The sequence below is a fragment of the Azospirillum brasilense genome (genome assembly GCF_007827815.1).
GTDB lineage: Bacteria > Pseudomonadota > Alphaproteobacteria > Azospirillales > Azospirillaceae > Azospirillum > Azospirillum brasilense_C.
Genome location: NZ_VITH01000031.1, coordinates 1 through 16,211 on the forward strand (window position 1 = coordinate 1; position 16,211 = coordinate 16,211).

Genomic DNA, 16,211 nt, shown 5'->3' on the forward strand with positions numbered 1-16,211 from the left:
CTTCTCAGCGGCCCCGGCGTCGTGGGAGCCGGGTTATAGGCGCCTCGGCCAAACCCGGCAAGAGCTTTTTTCATCGCTCCGCATTTTTTCTGAAACGCCAGCGTCACAATGGGCTGGTGGCTACAGCGCCATTGGTCACAGAGCCATTGGTCACAGACAGGGCCATTCAGGATTTGAGGGAAATGTGCAATCTTGCCGTCCCGGTCACCCACCGGTCATCCGATCGATCGTCACAACAGGTGGACGGCACTGTGCGTTTCAGAAAATCGCTCCTGACGGCGGCCCTTCTGTCCGGCCTTCTCGCGGCGTGCGCCAGCGACCCGTCATCCTCCTCCCGCGACACCAACATCGACGCCCACATCGCGGAGGCCTCGCGCCGCTTCGGCATGCCGGAGCAGTGGATTCGCGAGGTCATCCGCCAGGAGAGCGGCGGGCGCACCATGATGAACGGGCGCCCGATCACCAGCCACGCCGGCGCCATGGGCCTGATGCAGGTGATGCCAGTGACCTATTCGGAGATGCGCCGCAAGCACGGGCTGGGCTCCGACCCCTATCACCCGCGGGACAACATCCTGGCGGGCACCGCCTATCTTAGAGAAATGTACGACCTGTTCGGCTCGCCAGGCTTCCTCGGCGCCTACAATTGCGGGCCGGGCTGCTACGCCGACTATCTGGCCGGCAACCGCCGCCTGCCCGGCGAGACGCGGCGCTACATCGCGTCGGTGTCGCCGCGCCTGGAGGGCGGCATCACCGGTGGCGCGGTGGAGGTCGCCAGCCTGCCCGTCACGCAGCCTCCGCCCATCTCCGCCGCTCCGGCCCCGGTGGTGCCAGTGACTCCGGTGCCGGCCCCGCCGGTGGCCCCCCTGCCCCCTCCGGTCATCGCGGCCACGCCGCTGCCGGTGAAGGTCGCCGCGGCGGGCGGCTGGACCGTCCAGCTCGGCGCCTTCCGGTCGCCCGACGACAGCGCCCGCATCATCGACCGGGCGCGCCGCTCCATGCCGGGCACGTTGAGCCGCACGGAGCGGGTGGTGCAGACCGTGGACACCCAGAACGGGCCGCTCTACCGCGCCCGGCTGACCGGCCTGACCCAGCAGGACGCGGCGCAGAGCTGCGCCAGCCTGACGGGCATGGGCATGGCCTGCTTCGTGGTGCCCCCGGGCGCGTAAGCGCCCGGCATTGTCGTGACAAGCGCCAGCGCCCGGCGTCACTCTATAGATGCGCGGGCGCGCAGCCGCATAGATGCGCGGGCGCGCAGCCGCGCATCACTCCGCTTTGCGTGGGATCAGATGTCGAGCGGCAGGGAATCGAGGTCCAGACCGAGGCGGCGGACGATCTCCGCCGCCGTGTTCAGGTTGGTCTCGAATTTCCAGGTCTGGCCGTTGGGGCGGTATTCGTTGACGTTGGGGCGCCCGTTCGCGAAGCGGTAGGGCTGCACGCTGTACCAGCGGGCGTCGCTCATGCCGATCCCCTGCTCCGCGGCGTAGGATTCGGCAACCTGCGGCCACATGATGCCGCCGGGCTGGGTGGGCTGGTCGCTGTCGAGGAACGCGACGATGCGGGCGCCGTTCAGTTCGAAGTCGACACGCTGTTTCACACCACCATCGGTGGCGTTGTCGGGGGCGGACGCGGCCGAAGTCTGCGGCACAGTTACCTTTTCCATGACCTGTAGCTCCGATTTACCTGACAGCGTATAGGCAGTGGCGCACCGGAACCAGAGGCAAAATGCGCCGACCGGCGCCGCCGGCTTGCAAAAGCGGCGGCCGGGTCCCGCGGAAGGTGCCGAGGCGGCGGCGCGCACGGCTTTCGTCATAACCTGCGATCGAAGAATTACCGCCGCCGGGCCATCGTTGGGGATTCCCACGGACCGTGCGATGCGCTAGATTCGGTTTTGGTTTTGTTCGCAGCCACCATCCCTGGTCAGAATGGCCCGCCTCATCGACCGTCCCGCCGAACATCAGGACCGTCCCGTCGTCCCCGGCACCGCGGCTCCGCATTGCGAGCATTGCGGGCGCCCGCACGGCCATACGTTGCGCTGCCTGCCGGACGGCCGCTGGCTGTCGCCTGACGGGATCTGGTTCAGCGACGAAGGCGACTTGGCCCCCTGGCCGGACGTGGTCGAATATGCCGGGGTCCGGACCTCGCGCAGCATCGTCGGGCTGTACCGCCGCCGCGCCGCCGCGATCGAGCTGTCCGCGGAGAACGCCATGGAACGGCGGTGGCTCTGCCGGCGTTGTCATATGGTCACCGCGCGCGACGAGCATCGGCGCGTCACCCGGACCCGGTCCCTGATGCGCCTCGCGCTCGGCGACCTGTTCGAGGGAACCTACACCATCTGAAGGGCTGCTCGGCCCTTCCGGGGAAAGAAAGCCAAACATTCCATGCAGCACGGACAGTCGACGCGCCGCTGGGCCGACCCGCGGCGCAGCATGAGGGATTCCGCCGTGGATGCCCCCGCCTCGCGCCCCGCGAGGCCGGTCGATCCGGTCGTGATGGCCCTGAACCTGCTGAACAGTCCCCGCACCCGGACGGCGCTCCTGAAAGCCGTGGAGGAACGGGTGAAGACGGACGCGGAGGAGCGCCGGCGCTTCGCCGCCGCCGCCGGCCGCGTCCAGGGCGCCACAGGCGAGCCGGCGCTGACCCAGGCGGTCGGCAATTACCTGCGCGACCTGTCCCGCCTCCCGGAGGCCGGACGCAGCGGACCCTATCTGTGGCTGGCCGAGACGGTGGCCATCCTGGCCGGCGGCGGCGGGCGCCCCGGACAGCCGGCCACCCTTTTCCGCGACCCGCGGGCCGAAGCGGAGGCGCTGTTCCGCCCGCGCGGGGCGGCCTCGGCGTAAGCGCGGCGTTTGAAAACGGGAGGGGCCCGGTGCCGGAGATCGTCCGGCGCCGGGCCCCTCCTTCAAAGAGCGGAACCTGCGATCAGGCGATCGTGCCGTCGAACAGGGCCGGCTCGATGGCGTGCATCTTCGCCGTGTTCACCGCCCAGTCGTCGGTCATGATGCCGCCGGTGTCGCCCGAGCCGGGGCTCCAGGCCCAGTAGGTGAAGCTGACGCCCTGGTCGCCCGCCGCAAGGTCGGACTTGCCGTCGCCGTTGTAGTCGCCGTCCATGTACTTGACCATGGCGTCGAGCCACTGCTTGTCCTGACTGGTCTCCAGCTTGGTGCCGAACTCGCCGACGAGGACCGGCGCGATGTCCTTCTGGACGATCCAGCCCCAGGCGTCCGTCCAGATGTCCTTCATGTTGCTCGGATAGGCGGGATCGTCGAACCAGCCGAAGCCGGCCATCGACGGCGGGTAGTCGTGGACGGAATAGACCAGCTTGTTGTCGACGTTGAAGTCGACCGGGTCGGTCTTCACGCCGTCCAGGTTGCCGCCCCACCAGTAGGTCCCCTCCGACGAGTTCTCGACGCCCTCGACGATCAGCAGCCAGTTCGGGTTGACCGACTGGACGGCGTTGCCGATGCGCTCCGCCGCGGCCTTCCAGTCGGTGGCCTGGTTGCCGTCGCCCCAGGTGGCCTGGCCGTGCGGCTCGTTGTGCAGGTCGGCGGCGACGACCGACGGGTTGTCGGCGTAGCGCTGGGCCAGCATCTTCCAGTTCTCGGTCATCTTCGATTCCGGATACTGGCTGGTGTACCAGAGCCCGTTCTCGTTGGCCGAGGCGCCGTCGCCGGAGCGGTGGTGGTCGAGGATGATCTTCATGCCGGTCTGATCGGCGTAGTCGATGATCTTGTCGAACACCTCAAGGCTGGTCTTGCCCTGAAGCTCCGGATTCTTCGAATAGTCGATGCCGGTCGGCATGCGGCCGTTGTCCAGCATGGCGTCCGACCAGGGCAGACGGATGGTGTTGAAGCCCTGGTCCTGCATCTGGTCCATGATGTTCTTGTAGCTGTCCTGCCACAAGCCCTGCGGGGCGAAGGCATAACCCTCCGCGCCGAACCAGTTGACACCGGTCAGCTTCACGTTGTTGCCGGCGCTGTCGACGATCTGGCTGCCCTCGGTGTGCAGGTAGCCGCTGGCGGACCCGGCGCCGCTGTCCGTGGAGGGGGTGGTCACCGGGGCGGTCGGGGCAGCCGGGACCGTACTCGGCGGCGTGCTCGGCGCTGCGGAGGGCGCGGAGGCGGAGTCGGCGGTGAACAGGCCCTTGTCGGCCTCGACCACCAGCGTGCCGTTCCACCACAGGTCGGCCTGCCCCTTGATGACGTCCTTGCCGTCGAGCGCGCCCCTGTCGTAGCTGACCGCGGAGTCGGTCGGGGCGTATTCGTGGCCGTTGATGGTCACGCTGCCGACATGCAGGTTGCGGTCCTGGCCGTTCACCGTGGCGTCGTTGTCGTACTGGACCTGGATCTTGTGCGCCTGATCGGCGGCGAGATCGGTCTTGAAGGAGAAGTCCTTCGAGTCCGTGCCGGCCGTCCCCTCGCCGATCGCCTTGCCGTCCGCCAGCACCGTGAAGTGCGCGTTCTGGCCCGCCGCGGCGGTGCCGCGGGCGTTGATGGTGATGGTCGAGGAGCCGGTGGCGGCGCCGTCGCTGCCGCCCGTGGCGGCGCTGTCGGCCTCCGGAGCGGCGGCGCTGCTGCCGGAGGTCGCCTTGTCGATGACGGTGTCGGCGGCCGCGCCGTAGAGCGACGACGGGGTGGAGAAGGTCAGCGCCCCGTTCCACCACAGCCCTTCCTGGCCGGCCATGGTCCCGCCGGTGTCGTCGTGCCGCTCGTAGCTCGCGTCGGTCGGGCTCAGCGTGTGGCCGTTGACGACGATGGACTTGATGCCCAGGTCGCGGTTCGACCCGGCGTTCACGTCGTCGTTGTCATAAACAACCTGGACTTTGTGTGCTTGACCAGAGGAAACGTCAACGTCGAATGTATAGGCTTTCGGCTCGGCCGAGCCCACCGACGCCTGACCAACATCCTTGCCGTCGATCATCAGACGAAAGTGAGGATTCACAGCGTCCGAAGAGGTGCCATAGGCGTTCACGACGATTTTGGACTTGGTCAAACCAGTGGAGGTCGTCGCCATTTGTCTATTCCATTGCGGTTTCGATGGGCAGACGGTGGCTTCAGATGGTTAACGAGATGCTAACAATTCATTTAAAATAAATTAACCATTTGTGGCAAATAGGAGCGGCCGGCGGCCGGCGTTGCCTGATGCGGCGGCGCAACAGCAGGCCCGCCCTGGCTTTGCCGGGATGCGCCGGGGGGCGTCGGCGAGCCCCTCGTACGGGATCGTTCGATGGTCTTGCCCCAGGCTGGTCACAGGGGACGGCCGGCGTTTCACGAACGGACGATGCCCGCCGTCGTCGTGTGGACAGCGTGGTGCGAGCCGGCGCGGGTTCCGCCCTTCCGAAGTGTCAACCCGCGGGCGAAGCCGCGCGTGCTACACTGCGCGCCGTGACGGATGGTGGATGATGACGGGCATGAGGATGGCGGTGGCCCCTTGGACGGCGGTGTTGACGGCGGTGTTGACCGTCGCCCTGGCAACCGCGCTTGCCGGCGCGCCGGCGCAGGCGTCGCCGGTTCCCGCCGTGGGGCAGAGCGTGTCGCTGGTGACCACCAGCGGGTCGGCGACCTTCAAATTGTGCCGCAACTGGGTGTTCACCCACACCTGCCGCGAGTACGGCAACGTCCCGGTGCCCGCGCGCATCGCGGCGGGCGACTCGTTTGAAATCACCTTCGGCAGCAACCCGAAGACGATGTGGTTCCGGGTCAAGGCCGTCCTGCTTCAGGACGGGCGCTGCCTGCTGATCCCCAAGCACGAGGACATGCCGGCCAAGGGCGAGGACGAGCCGGTGGACATGCTGATCGTGGATCCGTGCCGCGTCCTGAAGTGACGGCCCCGGCAAAAAGCCCCCGGTGAGAGCCCGGCTGTGACAGCCCTGCGATGAAGGCGCGCCCCGTCGCGGGCCGCCTTCCGCAGGACGGCGGCCTCAGCGCAGCGGGATGTTCATCTGGACGCTGAGGCCCGGTGCGGGCGCGTAGTAGACCGGCGGGGGCGGCGGTGCGTAGACCACACGCGGCGCCGGAGCGTAATAGACGGGCGGCGGGCGGCGCATCACCACGACGGGTGGCGGCGGCTCGTAGATCACCACGGGGCCGTGGCCACGATGGTGATGCTTGTGCTTGTGCTTCTTCCAGCGCCCGTGGTCGTCGGCCAGCGCCGGCGCGGCCAGCGCGACGGTCAGCACCAGGCTTCCCAGCGCCACGCCCCAGCCACGTTTGCCGAAACCACCTTTGCCTGAATGGCCCGCGCCTGTGTGGACGGACATTCCCTGCATCCTTTTTCTGCAATCGGTTGACCCGATCCTAACAGCAGATCGTGTGCCCAAGCTCTGGCTCCAACCATCCGCCCTGGGACAAATTTCGGGCACCCCTTATTCCCCGAAGGGGGTGCTCCCAGGCGGAAATGGCGGGTCGAAGACCGAACGAACGTCAGAGGTTGCGGCCATTCGATTTGGTGTTCGCAGGCGCCGAAACTGTGTCACACTGTCGCATGGTGAATGGCATCGGGAGCGTCCGTATGGAAAGCCGCCGCAACCAGCCGCAACGTCACATCGTGCTCGCCTCGCACCCGACCGGCGGCGCCAAGCCGCGCTACACCCCGGTCCACTGGGGCGCCCCCACCGCCGCGGAGCGCGGTCCGGTCGTCGCCTCGCTCTCCGACCCGGCGCAGCGCAATTCCATCGGCGCCCACGCCGGCAGCTACGCGGTCTACCGGGCGCTCGCCGTCGCGGCGGGGCAGCTCAGCGCCTATCACGTCCCGGACCTGACCAACACCGCGCCGGCGGAACCCATCGGCCCGCACCCGCAATGGGGCGACCCGGAGAAGATCGTCTCCATCGACCCCTTCGGCCATATGGTCAGCGAGGCCTTCGGCGATCATCTGGCGCGCGGCGTCGACGTCCGCCCGACCATCGCCGTGACCAAGGCCCGCATCAAGATGCCGGAGCTGGTGGACGCCATGCGCGCCGGGCGGCTGGCGGCGGACGGCCAGATCCTGCTGCCCAGCGGCGACGCCCGCGTGACCAAGGTCGCCATCGAGCCGGTGTGGTTCCTGCCCGGCATCGCCAAGCGCTTCGGCATCACCGAGAGCGCGCTGCGCCGCGGCCTGTTCGAGCACACCGGCAGCATGTTCCCGGAGCTGGTGACCCGCCCCGACCTGAAGGTCTTCCTGCCGCCGATCAACGGGCTGACCGTCTACATCCTGGGCGACGTGGCGGCGCTGACCGACCCGGCGCGCCAGGTCGCCTGCCGGGTCCATGACGAGTGCAACGGCTCGGACGTCTTCGGCTCGGACATCTGCACCTGCCGGCCCTACCTGACCCACGGCGTCGAGGAGTGCATCCGCACCGCGCAGGAGAACGGCGCCGGCCTGGTCATCTACAACCGCAAGGAAGGGCGCGCGCTCGGCGAGGTGACCAAGTTCCTGGTCTACAACGCCCGCAAGCGCCAGCCCGGCGGCGACCGCGCGGAAGCCTATTTCGAGCGGACGGAATGCGTGGCCGGCGTCCAGGACATGCGCTTCCAGGAGCTGATGCCCGACGTCTTCCACTGGCTGGGCGTCACCCGCATCGATCGCATGGTGTCGATGAGCAACATGAAGTCCGACGCCATCCGCCGCGCCGGGATCGAGATCGTCGAGCAGATCCCGATCCCCGAGGAGCTGATCCCCGACGACGCCAAGGTGGAGATGGACGCCAAGAAGGCCGCCGGCTATTTCACCCCCGCCGTGCCGACCGCGGAGGAGCTGACCGTCGCCAAGGGCCGGGGGCTGACCGATTGAGCGCCGCCGGCGACGATGACGTGGGGTGGCTGCTCTCCGCCGACGCGGTGCGCCAGCGCGCCCACGCGATCCTTGCGAAGGCCGAGCGCGGCGACCTCGCCCATTTCGCGTTTCGCCCGGACCGGCTGGATGACGCCGCCGCCCTGGTCGCCGCGGTGACGCGGGAATCCTACCCGGACTTGGACGTCCCCTACCACAGCCGCTGGCGGCACTTCGTGGTGAACGGCGACGACCGCTGGGCGACGCTCGCCGCCGGGCTGGGGGCGGACGCCGACGAGATCGCGCGCATCCGCTTCGACCTCGCGGTGACCAGCGTTCTGCTCGACGCCGGGGCGGGCGACCGCTGGCGCTACCGCGACGCCGCGGGGGTGGAACTGGCCCGCTCCGAAGGGTTGGCCATCGCCAGCTTCGACCTGTTCCGCGCGGGCGGCTTCGCCGACGACCCGGTCCACGCCCCGCTGCGCGCCGACGCGGCGGCCCTCTCCGCCATGACCGAGACGGCGCTCGCCCGCGGCTTCCAGGCCGGGCCGGACAACCCGCTGGTCGGGCTGGAGGGTCGCGCGGCGCTGCTGCGCCGTCTGGGAAGCGCGCTGACCGCCGCGCCCGACCTGTTCGGCACGCCGGGGCGGGTCGGCACCCTCTACGACGCGCTGAAGGCGCAGGCCGTGGACGGCACGCTTCCCGCCTCCGCCATCCTCGACGCGGTGCTGCGCGGGCTGGGACCGATCTGGCCGGGCCGGATCGAGCGCGGCGGCGTCAATCTCGGTGACAGTTGGACCCATTCGGCGGTCGGCCTCGTCCCCTTCCACAAGCTGTCGCAATGGCTCAGCTACTCGCTGGTCGAGCCGCTGGAGGGGGCGGGCATCGCCGTCACCGGGCTGGACCGGCTGACCGGCCTGCCGGAATACCGCAACGGCGGGCTGCTGGTGGACAGCGGCGTTCTGGTGCCGAAGGACCCGCGCCTCCTCACCGACGCGCTGGAGGTGGGGGACGAGGCGGTGGTGGAGTGGCGCGCCCTGACCGTCGCCCTGCTCGACCGCCTCGCCGATGCGGTGCGCGCCCGGCTGGGCGTGCCCGCGGAAAGCTTCCCGCTCGCCAAGGTTCTCCAGGGCGGGACCTGGACCGCCGGACGCCGGATCGCCCGCGAGCGCCGCCCCGGCGGCGGCCCGCCGATCCGCATCCGCAGCGACGGGACCGTCTTCTGATGTGACGCCAACCACCCGAAGGGTCGCCCATGCCCATCCCGACACTCACCGTCATCGACCATCCTCTGGTCCAGCACAAGCTGACCCTTCTGCGGCGGCGGGAGACCCCCACCGCCCGGTTCCACGAGGTGATGCGGGAGGTGTCGCAGCTGATGGGCTACGAGCTGACGCGCGACCTTCCCCTGGAGGACCGCCCGGTGGAAACGCCGCTGGCAACCTTCGACGCGCCGCTGCTGACCGGCAAGAAGCTGTGCCTCGTCTCCATCCTGCGGGCCGGGCAAGGGCTGCTCGACGGCATGCGCACCCTGCTGCCATCGGCCCGCATCGGGCACATCGGCCTCTACCGCGACCAGGAGACGCTGACCCCGGTCGAGTATTTCTTCAAGGTGCCGGAGGACATCGAGGACCGGCTGGTCATCCTGGTCGATCCCATGCTCGCCACCGGCCACACAGCCGTCGCGGCGGTGCACCGGCTGAAGGACGCGGGTGCGGCCTCAATCAAGCTGGCCGTCCTGGTGGCCGCCCCGGAGGGCCTGCGCACCTTCCACGACGCGCATCCCGACGTGCCGGTCTTCACCGCCGCGGTGGACGAGCGGCTGGACGGGAACGGCTACATCCTGCCCGGCCTGGGTGACGCGGGCGACCGGCTTTACGGCACCCGCTGAGAATCGTTGCCGCCCTTTTGGTCACATGCCACCCTGCCGACCCGTGAGAGCCGCAGCAGGGCTGACGCGCACGGAATGGCATTGCCGTTGCAACGTCTCTGCTGCATTTCTGAGCTGAAACAGCAAAGCAGACGGAGGGGGTTGCAAAATGGGGAACCTGTTGGGCGTGGCGCGGCGCGCCGTCCTGTGTGGCGCGGCCGCGGTGGCCGTCGCGGCGATGGCTCTGCCCGCCTGGGCTCAGTCGAAGGTCAAGGTCGCCGGCATCTACACCGTGCCGATCGAGCAGCAGTGGGTCAGCCGCATCCACACCGCCCTGAAGGCCGCCGAGGCCCGTGGCGAGATCGAGTATGTCTGGGCCGAGTCGGTCGCCAACACCGATTATGAGCGCGTGATGCGCCAGTACGCCGAGGGCGGCCAGCAGCTCGTCTTCGGCGAGGTCTTCGGCGTCGAGCGCGCGGCCCGCGCCGTCGCCAAGGACTATCCCAAGACCGCCTTCGTCATGGGCTCCAGCTTCAAGCCGCAGGAGCCGAACTTCTCGGTTTTCGACAACTACATCCAGGAGCCGGCCTACCTGACCGGCATGATCGCGGGTGCGGTGTCCAAGTCGAACGTCATCGGCATGGTCGGCGGCTACCCGATCCCGGAGGTGAACCGCCTGATGAACGCCTTCATGGAGGGCGCCAAGGAGGTGAACCCGAACGTGAAGTTCATGGTCAGCTTCATCGGGTCCTGGTTCGACCCGCCGAAGGCCAAGGAAGCCGCCTTCGCGATGATCGACCGCGGCGCCGACGTGATGTATGCCGAGCGCTTCGGCGTGTCCGACGCCGCCAAGGAGCGCAAGGTCCTGGCCATCGGCAACGTCATCAACACCCAGCCGCAGTATCCGGAGACCGTGGTCGCCAGCGCGCTGTGGCACATGGAGCCATCGGTGGACCGCGCCATCGCCGCGGTGAAGGCGGGCAGCTACAAGGCCGAGGATTACGGCCCCTACAGCCAGATGGTCCACAAGGGCTCCAGCCTCGCTCCGCTCGGTACCTTCGAGGGCAAGGTTCCCGCCGACGTGATGGCCAAGGTGAAGGCCCGCGAGCAGGAGATCCTCGACGGCAAGTTCACCGTGAAGGTGAACGACAACGAGCCCAAGTCGACGATGTGATCCACATTTCCTTCTCCCTCCTGTGAGGGAGGCCATCGAACCCTCTCCCCTCTGGGGAGAGGGTGGCCCGAAGGGCCGGTGAGGGGGTTGCGCTTTTGCCGGACGTGCCGAGACGCGCAACCCCCTCACCCTAACCCTCTCCCCGGAGGGGAGGGGGGATTTTATTGCGTTTTCTGTTGCCTCCCCGGCACCCCGCGGACATCCATGACATCACCCCCCATCGTCCTCCGCCTCTCCGGCATCACGAAGCGGTTCGGGCCGCTCGTCGCCAACGATTCCATCTCGCTGACGCTCCACAAGGGCGAGGTGCTGGCCCTGCTGGGCGAGAACGGCGCCGGCAAGACGACCCTGATGAACATCCTGTTCGGCCATTACGTGGCCGACGAGGGCAGCATCGAGGCGTTCGGCCAGCCGCTTCCCCCCGGCTCTCCCCGCGCGGCGCTGGCCGCCGGGATCGGCATGGTCCACCAGCACTTCACCTTGGCCGACAACCTGTCGGTGCTCGACAACATCGCCGTGGGCACGGAGTCGCTGTGGCGCCCGCGCTCCGACCGCGCCGCCGCCAAGGTCAAGCTGCTCGACCTCGCCCGCCGCTTCGGGCTGGAGGTGCGGCCCGACGCGCTGGTCGGCGACCTGTCGGTGGGCGAGCGGCAGCGGGCCGAGATCCTGAAGGCGCTCTACCGCGACGCCCGCGTCCTGATCCTGGACGAGCCGACCGCGGTCCTGACCCCGCAGGAATCCGCCAGCCTGTTCGACACGCTGCGCCGCCTGACCGCCGACGGTCTGGCCGTGGTCTTCATCAGCCACAAGATGAACGAGGTCTTCGCGGCCAGCGACACGGTCGCCGTGCTGCGCGGCGGGCGCCTCGTCGCCACCCGCAACACCGCCGAGACCGACCGCGAGGAGCTGGCCGAGCTGATGGTCGGCCGCGCCCTGAAGCCGCCCACTCCGACCCCGCTGGAGCCGGGCGAGCCGGTGCTGACGCTGTCCGGCGTGACCGTCGCCTCCGGCCACGGGCGCCCGCTGCTCGACGCGGTGGACCTGACCGTGCGCCGCCGCCAGATCGTCGGCATCGCCGGCGTGTCGGGCAATGGGCAGACGGCGTTGGCCGAGCTGGTCAGCGGCCTGATCCACCCCGATTCCGGGACCATGGCGCTGAAGGGCGAAGCCGCCGGCAACGCCAGCCCGGCGGAGATGGTCCGCCGCGGCGTCGCCCGCATCCCGGAGGACCGCCACGCCGCCGGCCTCGTCGGCGCCATGGCGGTGTGGGAGAACCTGATCGCCGAGCGCTACCACGACCCGGCCTTCCAGCGCTTCGGCCTGATCCGCCGGGGGGCCGCCCGCGCCTACGCCGAGGAGGTGATCGCGGCGTTCGACGTGCGCTGTCCGGGTCCGGACGCCCGCACGCAGCTGCTGTCCGGCGGCAACATGCAGAAGCTGATCCTGGGGCGCACGCTGGCCCACGGGCCGGACCTGATCCTGGCGAGCCAGCCCACCCGCGGCCTCGACGTGGGCGCGGTGTCCTACGTCCATGGGCGGCTGCTGGAGGCCCGCGCCGCCGGGGCCGGGGTGCTGGTGATCTCCGAGGACCTCGACGAGATCCTGGCGCTGGCCGACGGCATCACCGTCGCCTATCACGGGCGCCTCACCCCCGTTCTGCCCCACGGCCGCGTGTCGGTCCGCCAGCTCGGCCTGCTGATGGCCGGGCATTGGGAGATTTTGCCGGAGATCGTCGGGGAGGGCGTGCCATGAGCGGAGTCCTTTCTTTGGATGCCCCCTCCCTAACCCTCCCCCTCTACGAGGTGGAGGGGACTGCCGCCGCTTCGCAAAAGGCCCCCTCTCCCGCAAAGCGCGGGAGGGTCGGGATGGGGGCCAAGACGCGGCTTGAGTGCCGTCGCGGGATTAAGAAACAAGGAAAAAACCATGCGGCTTGAACCGCGAGAGCATACCCCGCTGGCCGCCCGCCTGCTGGCGCCCGTGGCGGCGGTGGCGGCGGCGCTGGCGCTCTGCGCGCTGCTGGTCGCCTGGACCGGCGCGCCGGTGCTGCGCGCCTACGGCCTGCTGCTGGAGGGGGCCGCCGGCTCCCGCTTCGCCCTGACCGAGACGCTGACCCGCGCCACCCCGCTGATCCTCACCGGCCTCGCCGCCGCCGTCGCCTTCCGCGCCAAGCTGTGGAACATCGGGGCGGAGGGACAGCTCTACATGGGCGCGCTCGTCGCCGTGGTGCTGGGCGGCGGCATGCTCGACCTGCCGGCCTGGCTGCTGCTGCCGACCGTGATGATCGCCGGGGCCGCCGCCGGGGGCGCCACGCTGCTCGGTCCCGCCGTGCTGAAGGTGCGCTTCGGCGTGGACGAGGTGGTGACGACGCTGCTGCTGAACTTCATCGTCCTGCTGCTCGTCTCCATGCTGCTGGAGGGCGCGCTGAAGGACCCCATGGGCATGGGCTGGCCGCAGTCCGCGCCGGTCGTCGAGGCGGCGGAGCTGCCCAAGCTGGTGGAGCGCACGCGGCTGCACACCGGCCTGCTGGTCGCGCTGGGCCTGTCGGCGCTGCTCTGGCTGATCGACACCCGGACCATCTGGGGCTACGAGAACCGGGCAGTCGGCGCCAACCCGCGCGCCGCGGCCTTCGCCGGGATGCCGGTGACCCGCGTCATGCTGCGCACCGCCCTGCTGTCCGGCGGGTTGGCCGGGCTGGCCGGGGTGATCGAGGTCTGCGGGCTCAAGGGCTACCTGACGCTCGACCTGTCGCCGGGCTTCGGCTACAGCGGCATCGTCGTCGCCATGCTGGCGCAGCTTCACCCGGTGGGCGTGGTCGGGGCGGCGGTCTTCATCGCCGGCATCTTCGTCGGCGCCGACGCCATGAGCCGCGCCATGCCGGTGCCCAACTACATCGCCGACGTGCTCGTCGCCACCAGCCTGCTGTGCATGCTGGTCGCCGGGCTGCTGACGCGCTACCGGCTGCGGCGGGGGTGAGCGCCATGGAGCTGTTCCAAACGATCCTTGACATCCTGGTCTCCGCCGCCTTCTGGACGGCGGTGCTGCGCATCGCCACCCCCTACATCCTGGGCACGCTGGGCGAGCTGCTGTGCGAGCGGGCGGGCGTGCTGAACCTCGGCATCGAAGGCATCATGACGATGGGCGCCATGGCCGGCTGGATGGCCGTCTACCAGGGCGCCGACCTGTGGACCGGCGTGCTGGTGGCCGCACTCTGCGGCGGGCTGATGGGGCTGCTGCACGCCACGCTGACGGTGCCGCTGGGCCTGTCGCAGCATGTGGCGGGCATCGGCGTCACGCTGCTCGGCACCAGCCTGTCCTACTTCGTCTACCGCCTCGTCCTGCCGCAGGCGAGCACCCCGCCGACCATCGAGCCGTTCCAGCCGCTGGCCCTGCCCGGCGCGCTGGCCCAGACGCCGATGACCTACATGGCGCTGATCCTCGTCGCCGCGGTCGCCTACGTCCTCTACCGCACGCCGGTCGGGCTGGCGGTGCGCATGGTCGGCGAGAATCCGGCGGCGGCCGAGGCCCAGGGCCTCAGCGTTACCGCGGTGCGCATCGGCGCGGTGGTGGCGGGAAGCGCGCTGATGGCGCTGGCCGGGGCCTTCCTCACCCTGTCGGCCTTCAATGCCTTCTTCTTCAACATGGTCAACGGGCGCGGCTGGATCTGCATCGCGCTGGTCGTCTTCGCTTCCTGGCGGCCCGGCAAGGCGCTTCTCGGCGCGGTGCTGTTCGCCGCCTTCGACGCGCTGCAATTGCGGCTCCAGCAGGTGGCGGGGGGCGTCCTGCCCTACCAGCTGTTCCTGATGATGCCCTACCTGTTGAGCATCCTGGCGCTGGTGCTGGTGGCGCGCCGCGCCTCCTACCCGCGGGCGCTGATGATCCCGTACCGCAAAGGAGAACGCTGATGTTCGATCTGATCCTGCGCCGCGCCACGCTGCCCGACGGCCGCACCGGCATGGACATCGGCGTCCGCGAGGGCCGCATCGCCGCGGTGGAGAAGGACCTGCCCGGCCCCGCCGGGGAGGAGATCGACGCCACCGGCCGGCTGGTCACGCCGCCCTTCGTCGATTCCCACTTCCACATGGACTCCACGCTCAGCTACGGCCTGCCGCGGGTCAACCGCTCCGGCACGCTGCTGGAGGGCATCGCGCTGTGGGGGGAGTTGAAGCCGCAGCTCGTCCAGGACGCCATCGTCGAGCGGGCGCTGGCCTATTGCGACTGGGCGGTGGCGCGCGGCCTGCTGGCGATCCGCAGCCATGTCGACGTCTGCGACCCGCGCCTGCTGGCCGTGGAATCGCTGCTGGAGGTCAAGCGGCGGGTCGCCCCCTATCTCGACCTGCAGCTGGTCGCCTTCCCGCAGGACGGCGTCCTGCGCGCGCCCGGCGCCGTGGATCTGCTGAAGCGCGCGCTCGACATGGGCGTGGACGTGGTCGGCGGCATCCCGCATTTCGAGCGGACGATGGCCGATGGTGCGGCCTCCGTGAAGCTGCTCTGCGAGATCGCGGCGGAGCGCGGGCTGCTGGTCGACATGCATTGCGACGAGTCCGACGACCCGCTGTCCCGCCATGTCGAGACGCTGGCCTACGAGACGCAACGGTTGGGGATGCAGGGCCGGGTGACCGGCTCGCACCTCACCTCCATGCATTCCATGGACAACTACTACGTCTCCAAGCTGATCCCGCTGATGGTCGAGGCGAACCTCGGCGTCATCGCCAACCCGCTCATCAACATCACGCTCCAGGGGCGCCACGACACCTACCCCAAGCGCCGCGGCATGACCCGCGTGCCGGAGCTGATGGGCGCCGGCCTGACCGTGGCGCTGGGTCACGACTGCGTGATGGACCCCTGGTACCCGCTCGGCTCCGGCGACATGCTGGAGGTCGCGCACATGGGCCTGCATGTCGGGCAGATGACCGGCTATGACGGAATGCTCGCCTGCTTCCGCGCGGTGACCGAGGCGCCGGCCAAGCTGCTGCACCTCGACGGCTACGGGCTGGAGGTGGGCTGCCACGCCGATCTGGTGGTGCTCCAGGCCGCCGACCCGGTGGAGGCGATCCGCACCCGCGCCACCCGCCTGTTCGTCCTGCGCCGCGGCGCCGTGGTCAGCCGCTGCGCCCCGGTGGAGGCCCAGCTTTCCCTGCCGGGCCGCCCGGAGTCGGTGTCCTTCACCCTGCCCACAGCGCGGGCCCGGTAACACCGCCCTCCCTAACCCTCCCCCGCCTTCGGCGGGGGAGGGTTAGGGAGGGGGCCCGGTGCGACACCCCGGACACGACGAAAAGCCGGCGCTTCCCACAGGGAGAAGCGCCGGCTTTGTCGTTCATGAAGCCGATTGTCAAGCGTGTGTGAAACCGTGTCCGTCCAAGCCCTTGGATGGTTTGGCGTGTGCCGTGGTGACCTGGCGGCGACCTACTCTCCCACGTC

At 69.6% G+C, this 16,211-nt stretch carries 16 protein-coding genes; 12 read left to right on the forward strand and 4 right to left on the reverse strand.

The window, feature by feature from the left end:
• A partial coding sequence (locus tag FBZ83_RS31715) for a hypothetical protein (protein ID WP_145691129.1) occupies window positions 1-212 on the reverse strand: 212 nt, incomplete at its 3' end.
• Between the two features lie 39 nt (window positions 213-251).
• Between FBZ83_RS31715 and FBZ83_RS31080 the strand changes: the two genes are divergently transcribed.
• A complete protein-coding gene (locus tag FBZ83_RS31080; RefSeq protein WP_145691131.1) occupies window positions 252-1,166 on the forward strand; it encodes a lytic transglycosylase domain-containing protein in 915 nt (304 codons plus the stop codon).
• Window positions 1,167-1,282: 116 nt separating this feature from the next.
• Here the strand turns inward: FBZ83_RS31080 and FBZ83_RS31085 are convergent, their stop codons facing one another.
• Window positions 1,283-1,660: a hypothetical protein gene (locus FBZ83_RS31085; protein ID WP_145691133.1), complete on the reverse strand. Its 378-nt coding sequence runs from the start codon at window positions 1,658-1,660 to the stop codon at window positions 1,283-1,285.
• A 262-nt stretch (window positions 1,661-1,922) separates the two neighbouring features.
• Here FBZ83_RS31085 and FBZ83_RS31090 point away from each other — a divergent pair, with 262 nt between their 5' ends.
• Together FBZ83_RS31090 and FBZ83_RS31095 are read left to right on the forward strand one after the other, a co-directional pair.
• A complete protein-coding gene (locus tag FBZ83_RS31090; protein WP_145691135.1) occupies window positions 1,923-2,336 on the forward strand; it encodes a hypothetical protein in 414 nt (137 codons plus the stop codon).
• Window positions 2,337-2,378: 42 nt separating this feature from the next.
• Window positions 2,379-2,837 carry a hypothetical protein gene (locus FBZ83_RS31095; RefSeq protein ID WP_145691137.1) on the forward strand — a complete coding sequence of 153 codons (459 nt, stop codon included), beginning with the start codon at window positions 2,379-2,381 and terminating at the stop codon, window positions 2,835-2,837.
• 82 nt (window positions 2,838-2,919) lie between these two features.
• On the opposite strand, the gene FBZ83_RS31100 is transcribed toward FBZ83_RS31095, so the two are convergent.
• Window positions 2,920-5,010: a cellulase family glycosylhydrolase gene (locus tag FBZ83_RS31100; protein WP_145691139.1), complete on the reverse strand. Its 2,091-nt coding sequence runs from the start codon at window positions 5,008-5,010 to the stop codon at window positions 2,920-2,922.
• A gap of 388 nt (window positions 5,011-5,398) precedes the next feature.
• Here FBZ83_RS31100 and FBZ83_RS31105 point away from each other — a divergent pair, with 388 nt between their 5' ends.
• A complete protein-coding gene (locus tag FBZ83_RS31105; RefSeq protein WP_247888552.1) occupies window positions 5,399-5,821 on the forward strand; it encodes a hypothetical protein in 423 nt (140 codons plus the stop codon).
• Between the two features lie 96 nt (window positions 5,822-5,917).
• Here FBZ83_RS31105 and FBZ83_RS31110 read toward each other — a convergent pair whose 3' ends face one another.
• Window positions 5,918-6,256, reverse strand: a complete 339-nt coding sequence (locus FBZ83_RS31110; RefSeq protein WP_145691144.1) for a hypothetical protein — start codon at window positions 6,254-6,256, stop codon at window positions 5,918-5,920.
• Between the two features lie 251 nt (window positions 6,257-6,507).
• Between FBZ83_RS31110 and FBZ83_RS31115 the strand changes: the two genes are divergently transcribed.
• The 8 genes from FBZ83_RS31115 to FBZ83_RS31150 all read left to right on the forward strand — a co-directional run bounded on the left by FBZ83_RS31115 (window position 6,508) and on the right by FBZ83_RS31150 (window position 15,984).
• Window positions 6,508-7,770 (forward strand): GTP cyclohydrolase II, encoded by a 1,263-nt coding sequence (locus FBZ83_RS31115; protein ID WP_145691146.1) that lies wholly within the window; start codon window positions 6,508-6,510, stop codon window positions 7,768-7,770.
• On the forward strand, window positions 7,767-8,975 hold the full coding sequence (locus FBZ83_RS31120) for a URC4/urg3 family protein (protein WP_247888553.1): 1,209 nt from the start codon (window positions 7,767-7,769) through the stop codon (window positions 8,973-8,975). The genes FBZ83_RS31115 and FBZ83_RS31120 overlap by 4 nt, the downstream gene beginning before the upstream one ends.
• Before the next feature lie 29 nt (window positions 8,976-9,004).
• A complete protein-coding gene (upp, locus tag FBZ83_RS31125; protein WP_145691148.1) occupies window positions 9,005-9,640 on the forward strand; it encodes a uracil phosphoribosyltransferase in 636 nt (211 codons plus the stop codon).
• A 148-nt stretch (window positions 9,641-9,788) separates the two neighbouring features.
• Entirely contained in the window at window positions 9,789-10,793 is a 1,005-nt protein-coding gene (locus tag FBZ83_RS31130) for a BMP family protein (protein WP_145691149.1), read from the forward strand.
• Window positions 10,794-10,997: 204 nt separating this feature from the next.
• Entirely contained in the window at window positions 10,998-12,545 is a 1,548-nt protein-coding gene (locus FBZ83_RS31135) for an ABC transporter ATP-binding protein (RefSeq protein ID WP_145691151.1), read from the forward strand.
• Window positions 12,546-12,716: 171 nt separating this feature from the next.
• Window positions 12,717-13,766, forward strand: a complete 1,050-nt coding sequence (locus FBZ83_RS31140) for an ABC transporter permease (RefSeq protein WP_145691152.1) — start codon at window positions 12,717-12,719, stop codon at window positions 13,764-13,766.
• A 5-nt stretch (window positions 13,767-13,771) separates the two neighbouring features.
• On the forward strand, window positions 13,772-14,695 hold the full coding sequence (locus tag FBZ83_RS31145) for an ABC transporter permease (RefSeq protein WP_145691154.1): 924 nt from the start codon (window positions 13,772-13,774) through the stop codon (window positions 14,693-14,695).
• Window positions 14,695-15,984: an amidohydrolase family protein gene (locus FBZ83_RS31150; protein WP_145691156.1), complete on the forward strand. Its 1,290-nt coding sequence runs from the start codon at window positions 14,695-14,697 to the stop codon at window positions 15,982-15,984. Before FBZ83_RS31145 ends, FBZ83_RS31150 begins: the two co-directional genes overlap by 1 nt.
• The last annotated feature ends 227 nt before the right edge of the window (window positions 15,985-16,211 follow it).

Coding starts and splice junctions, on each gene's coding strand:
- FBZ83_RS31085 (WP_145691133.1), bottom strand. CDS start 1,660: ATGGAAAAGGTAACTGTGCCGCAGACTTCGGCCGCGTCCGCCCCCGAC.
- FBZ83_RS31095 (WP_145691137.1), top strand. CDS start 2,379: ATGCAGCACGGACAGTCGACGCGCCGCTGGGCCGACCCGCGGCGCAGC.
- FBZ83_RS31100 (WP_145691139.1), bottom strand. CDS start 5,010: ATGGCGACGACCTCCACTGGTTTGACCAAGTCCAAAATCGTCGTGAAC.
- FBZ83_RS31135 (WP_145691151.1), top strand. CDS start 10,998: ATGACATCACCCCCCATCGTCCTCCGCCTCTCCGGCATCACGAAGCGG.
- FBZ83_RS31105 (WP_247888552.1), top strand. CDS start 5,399: ATGACGGGCATGAGGATGGCGGTGGCCCCTTGGACGGCGGTGTTGACG.
- FBZ83_RS31110 (WP_145691144.1), bottom strand. CDS start 6,256: ATGTCCGTCCACACAGGCGCGGGCCATTCAGGCAAAGGTGGTTTCGGC.
- FBZ83_RS31090 (WP_145691135.1), top strand. CDS start 1,923: ATGGCCCGCCTCATCGACCGTCCCGCCGAACATCAGGACCGTCCCGTC.
- FBZ83_RS31145 (WP_145691154.1), top strand. CDS start 13,772: ATGGAGCTGTTCCAAACGATCCTTGACATCCTGGTCTCCGCCGCCTTC.
- FBZ83_RS31150 (WP_145691156.1), top strand. CDS start 14,695: ATGTTCGATCTGATCCTGCGCCGCGCCACGCTGCCCGACGGCCGCACC.
- FBZ83_RS31115 (WP_145691146.1), top strand. CDS start 6,508: ATGGAAAGCCGCCGCAACCAGCCGCAACGTCACATCGTGCTCGCCTCG.
- upp (WP_145691148.1), top strand. CDS start 9,005: ATGCCCATCCCGACACTCACCGTCATCGACCATCCTCTGGTCCAGCAC.
- FBZ83_RS31130 (WP_145691149.1), top strand. CDS start 9,789: ATGGGGAACCTGTTGGGCGTGGCGCGGCGCGCCGTCCTGTGTGGCGCG.
- FBZ83_RS31140 (WP_145691152.1), top strand. CDS start 12,717: ATGCGGCTTGAACCGCGAGAGCATACCCCGCTGGCCGCCCGCCTGCTG.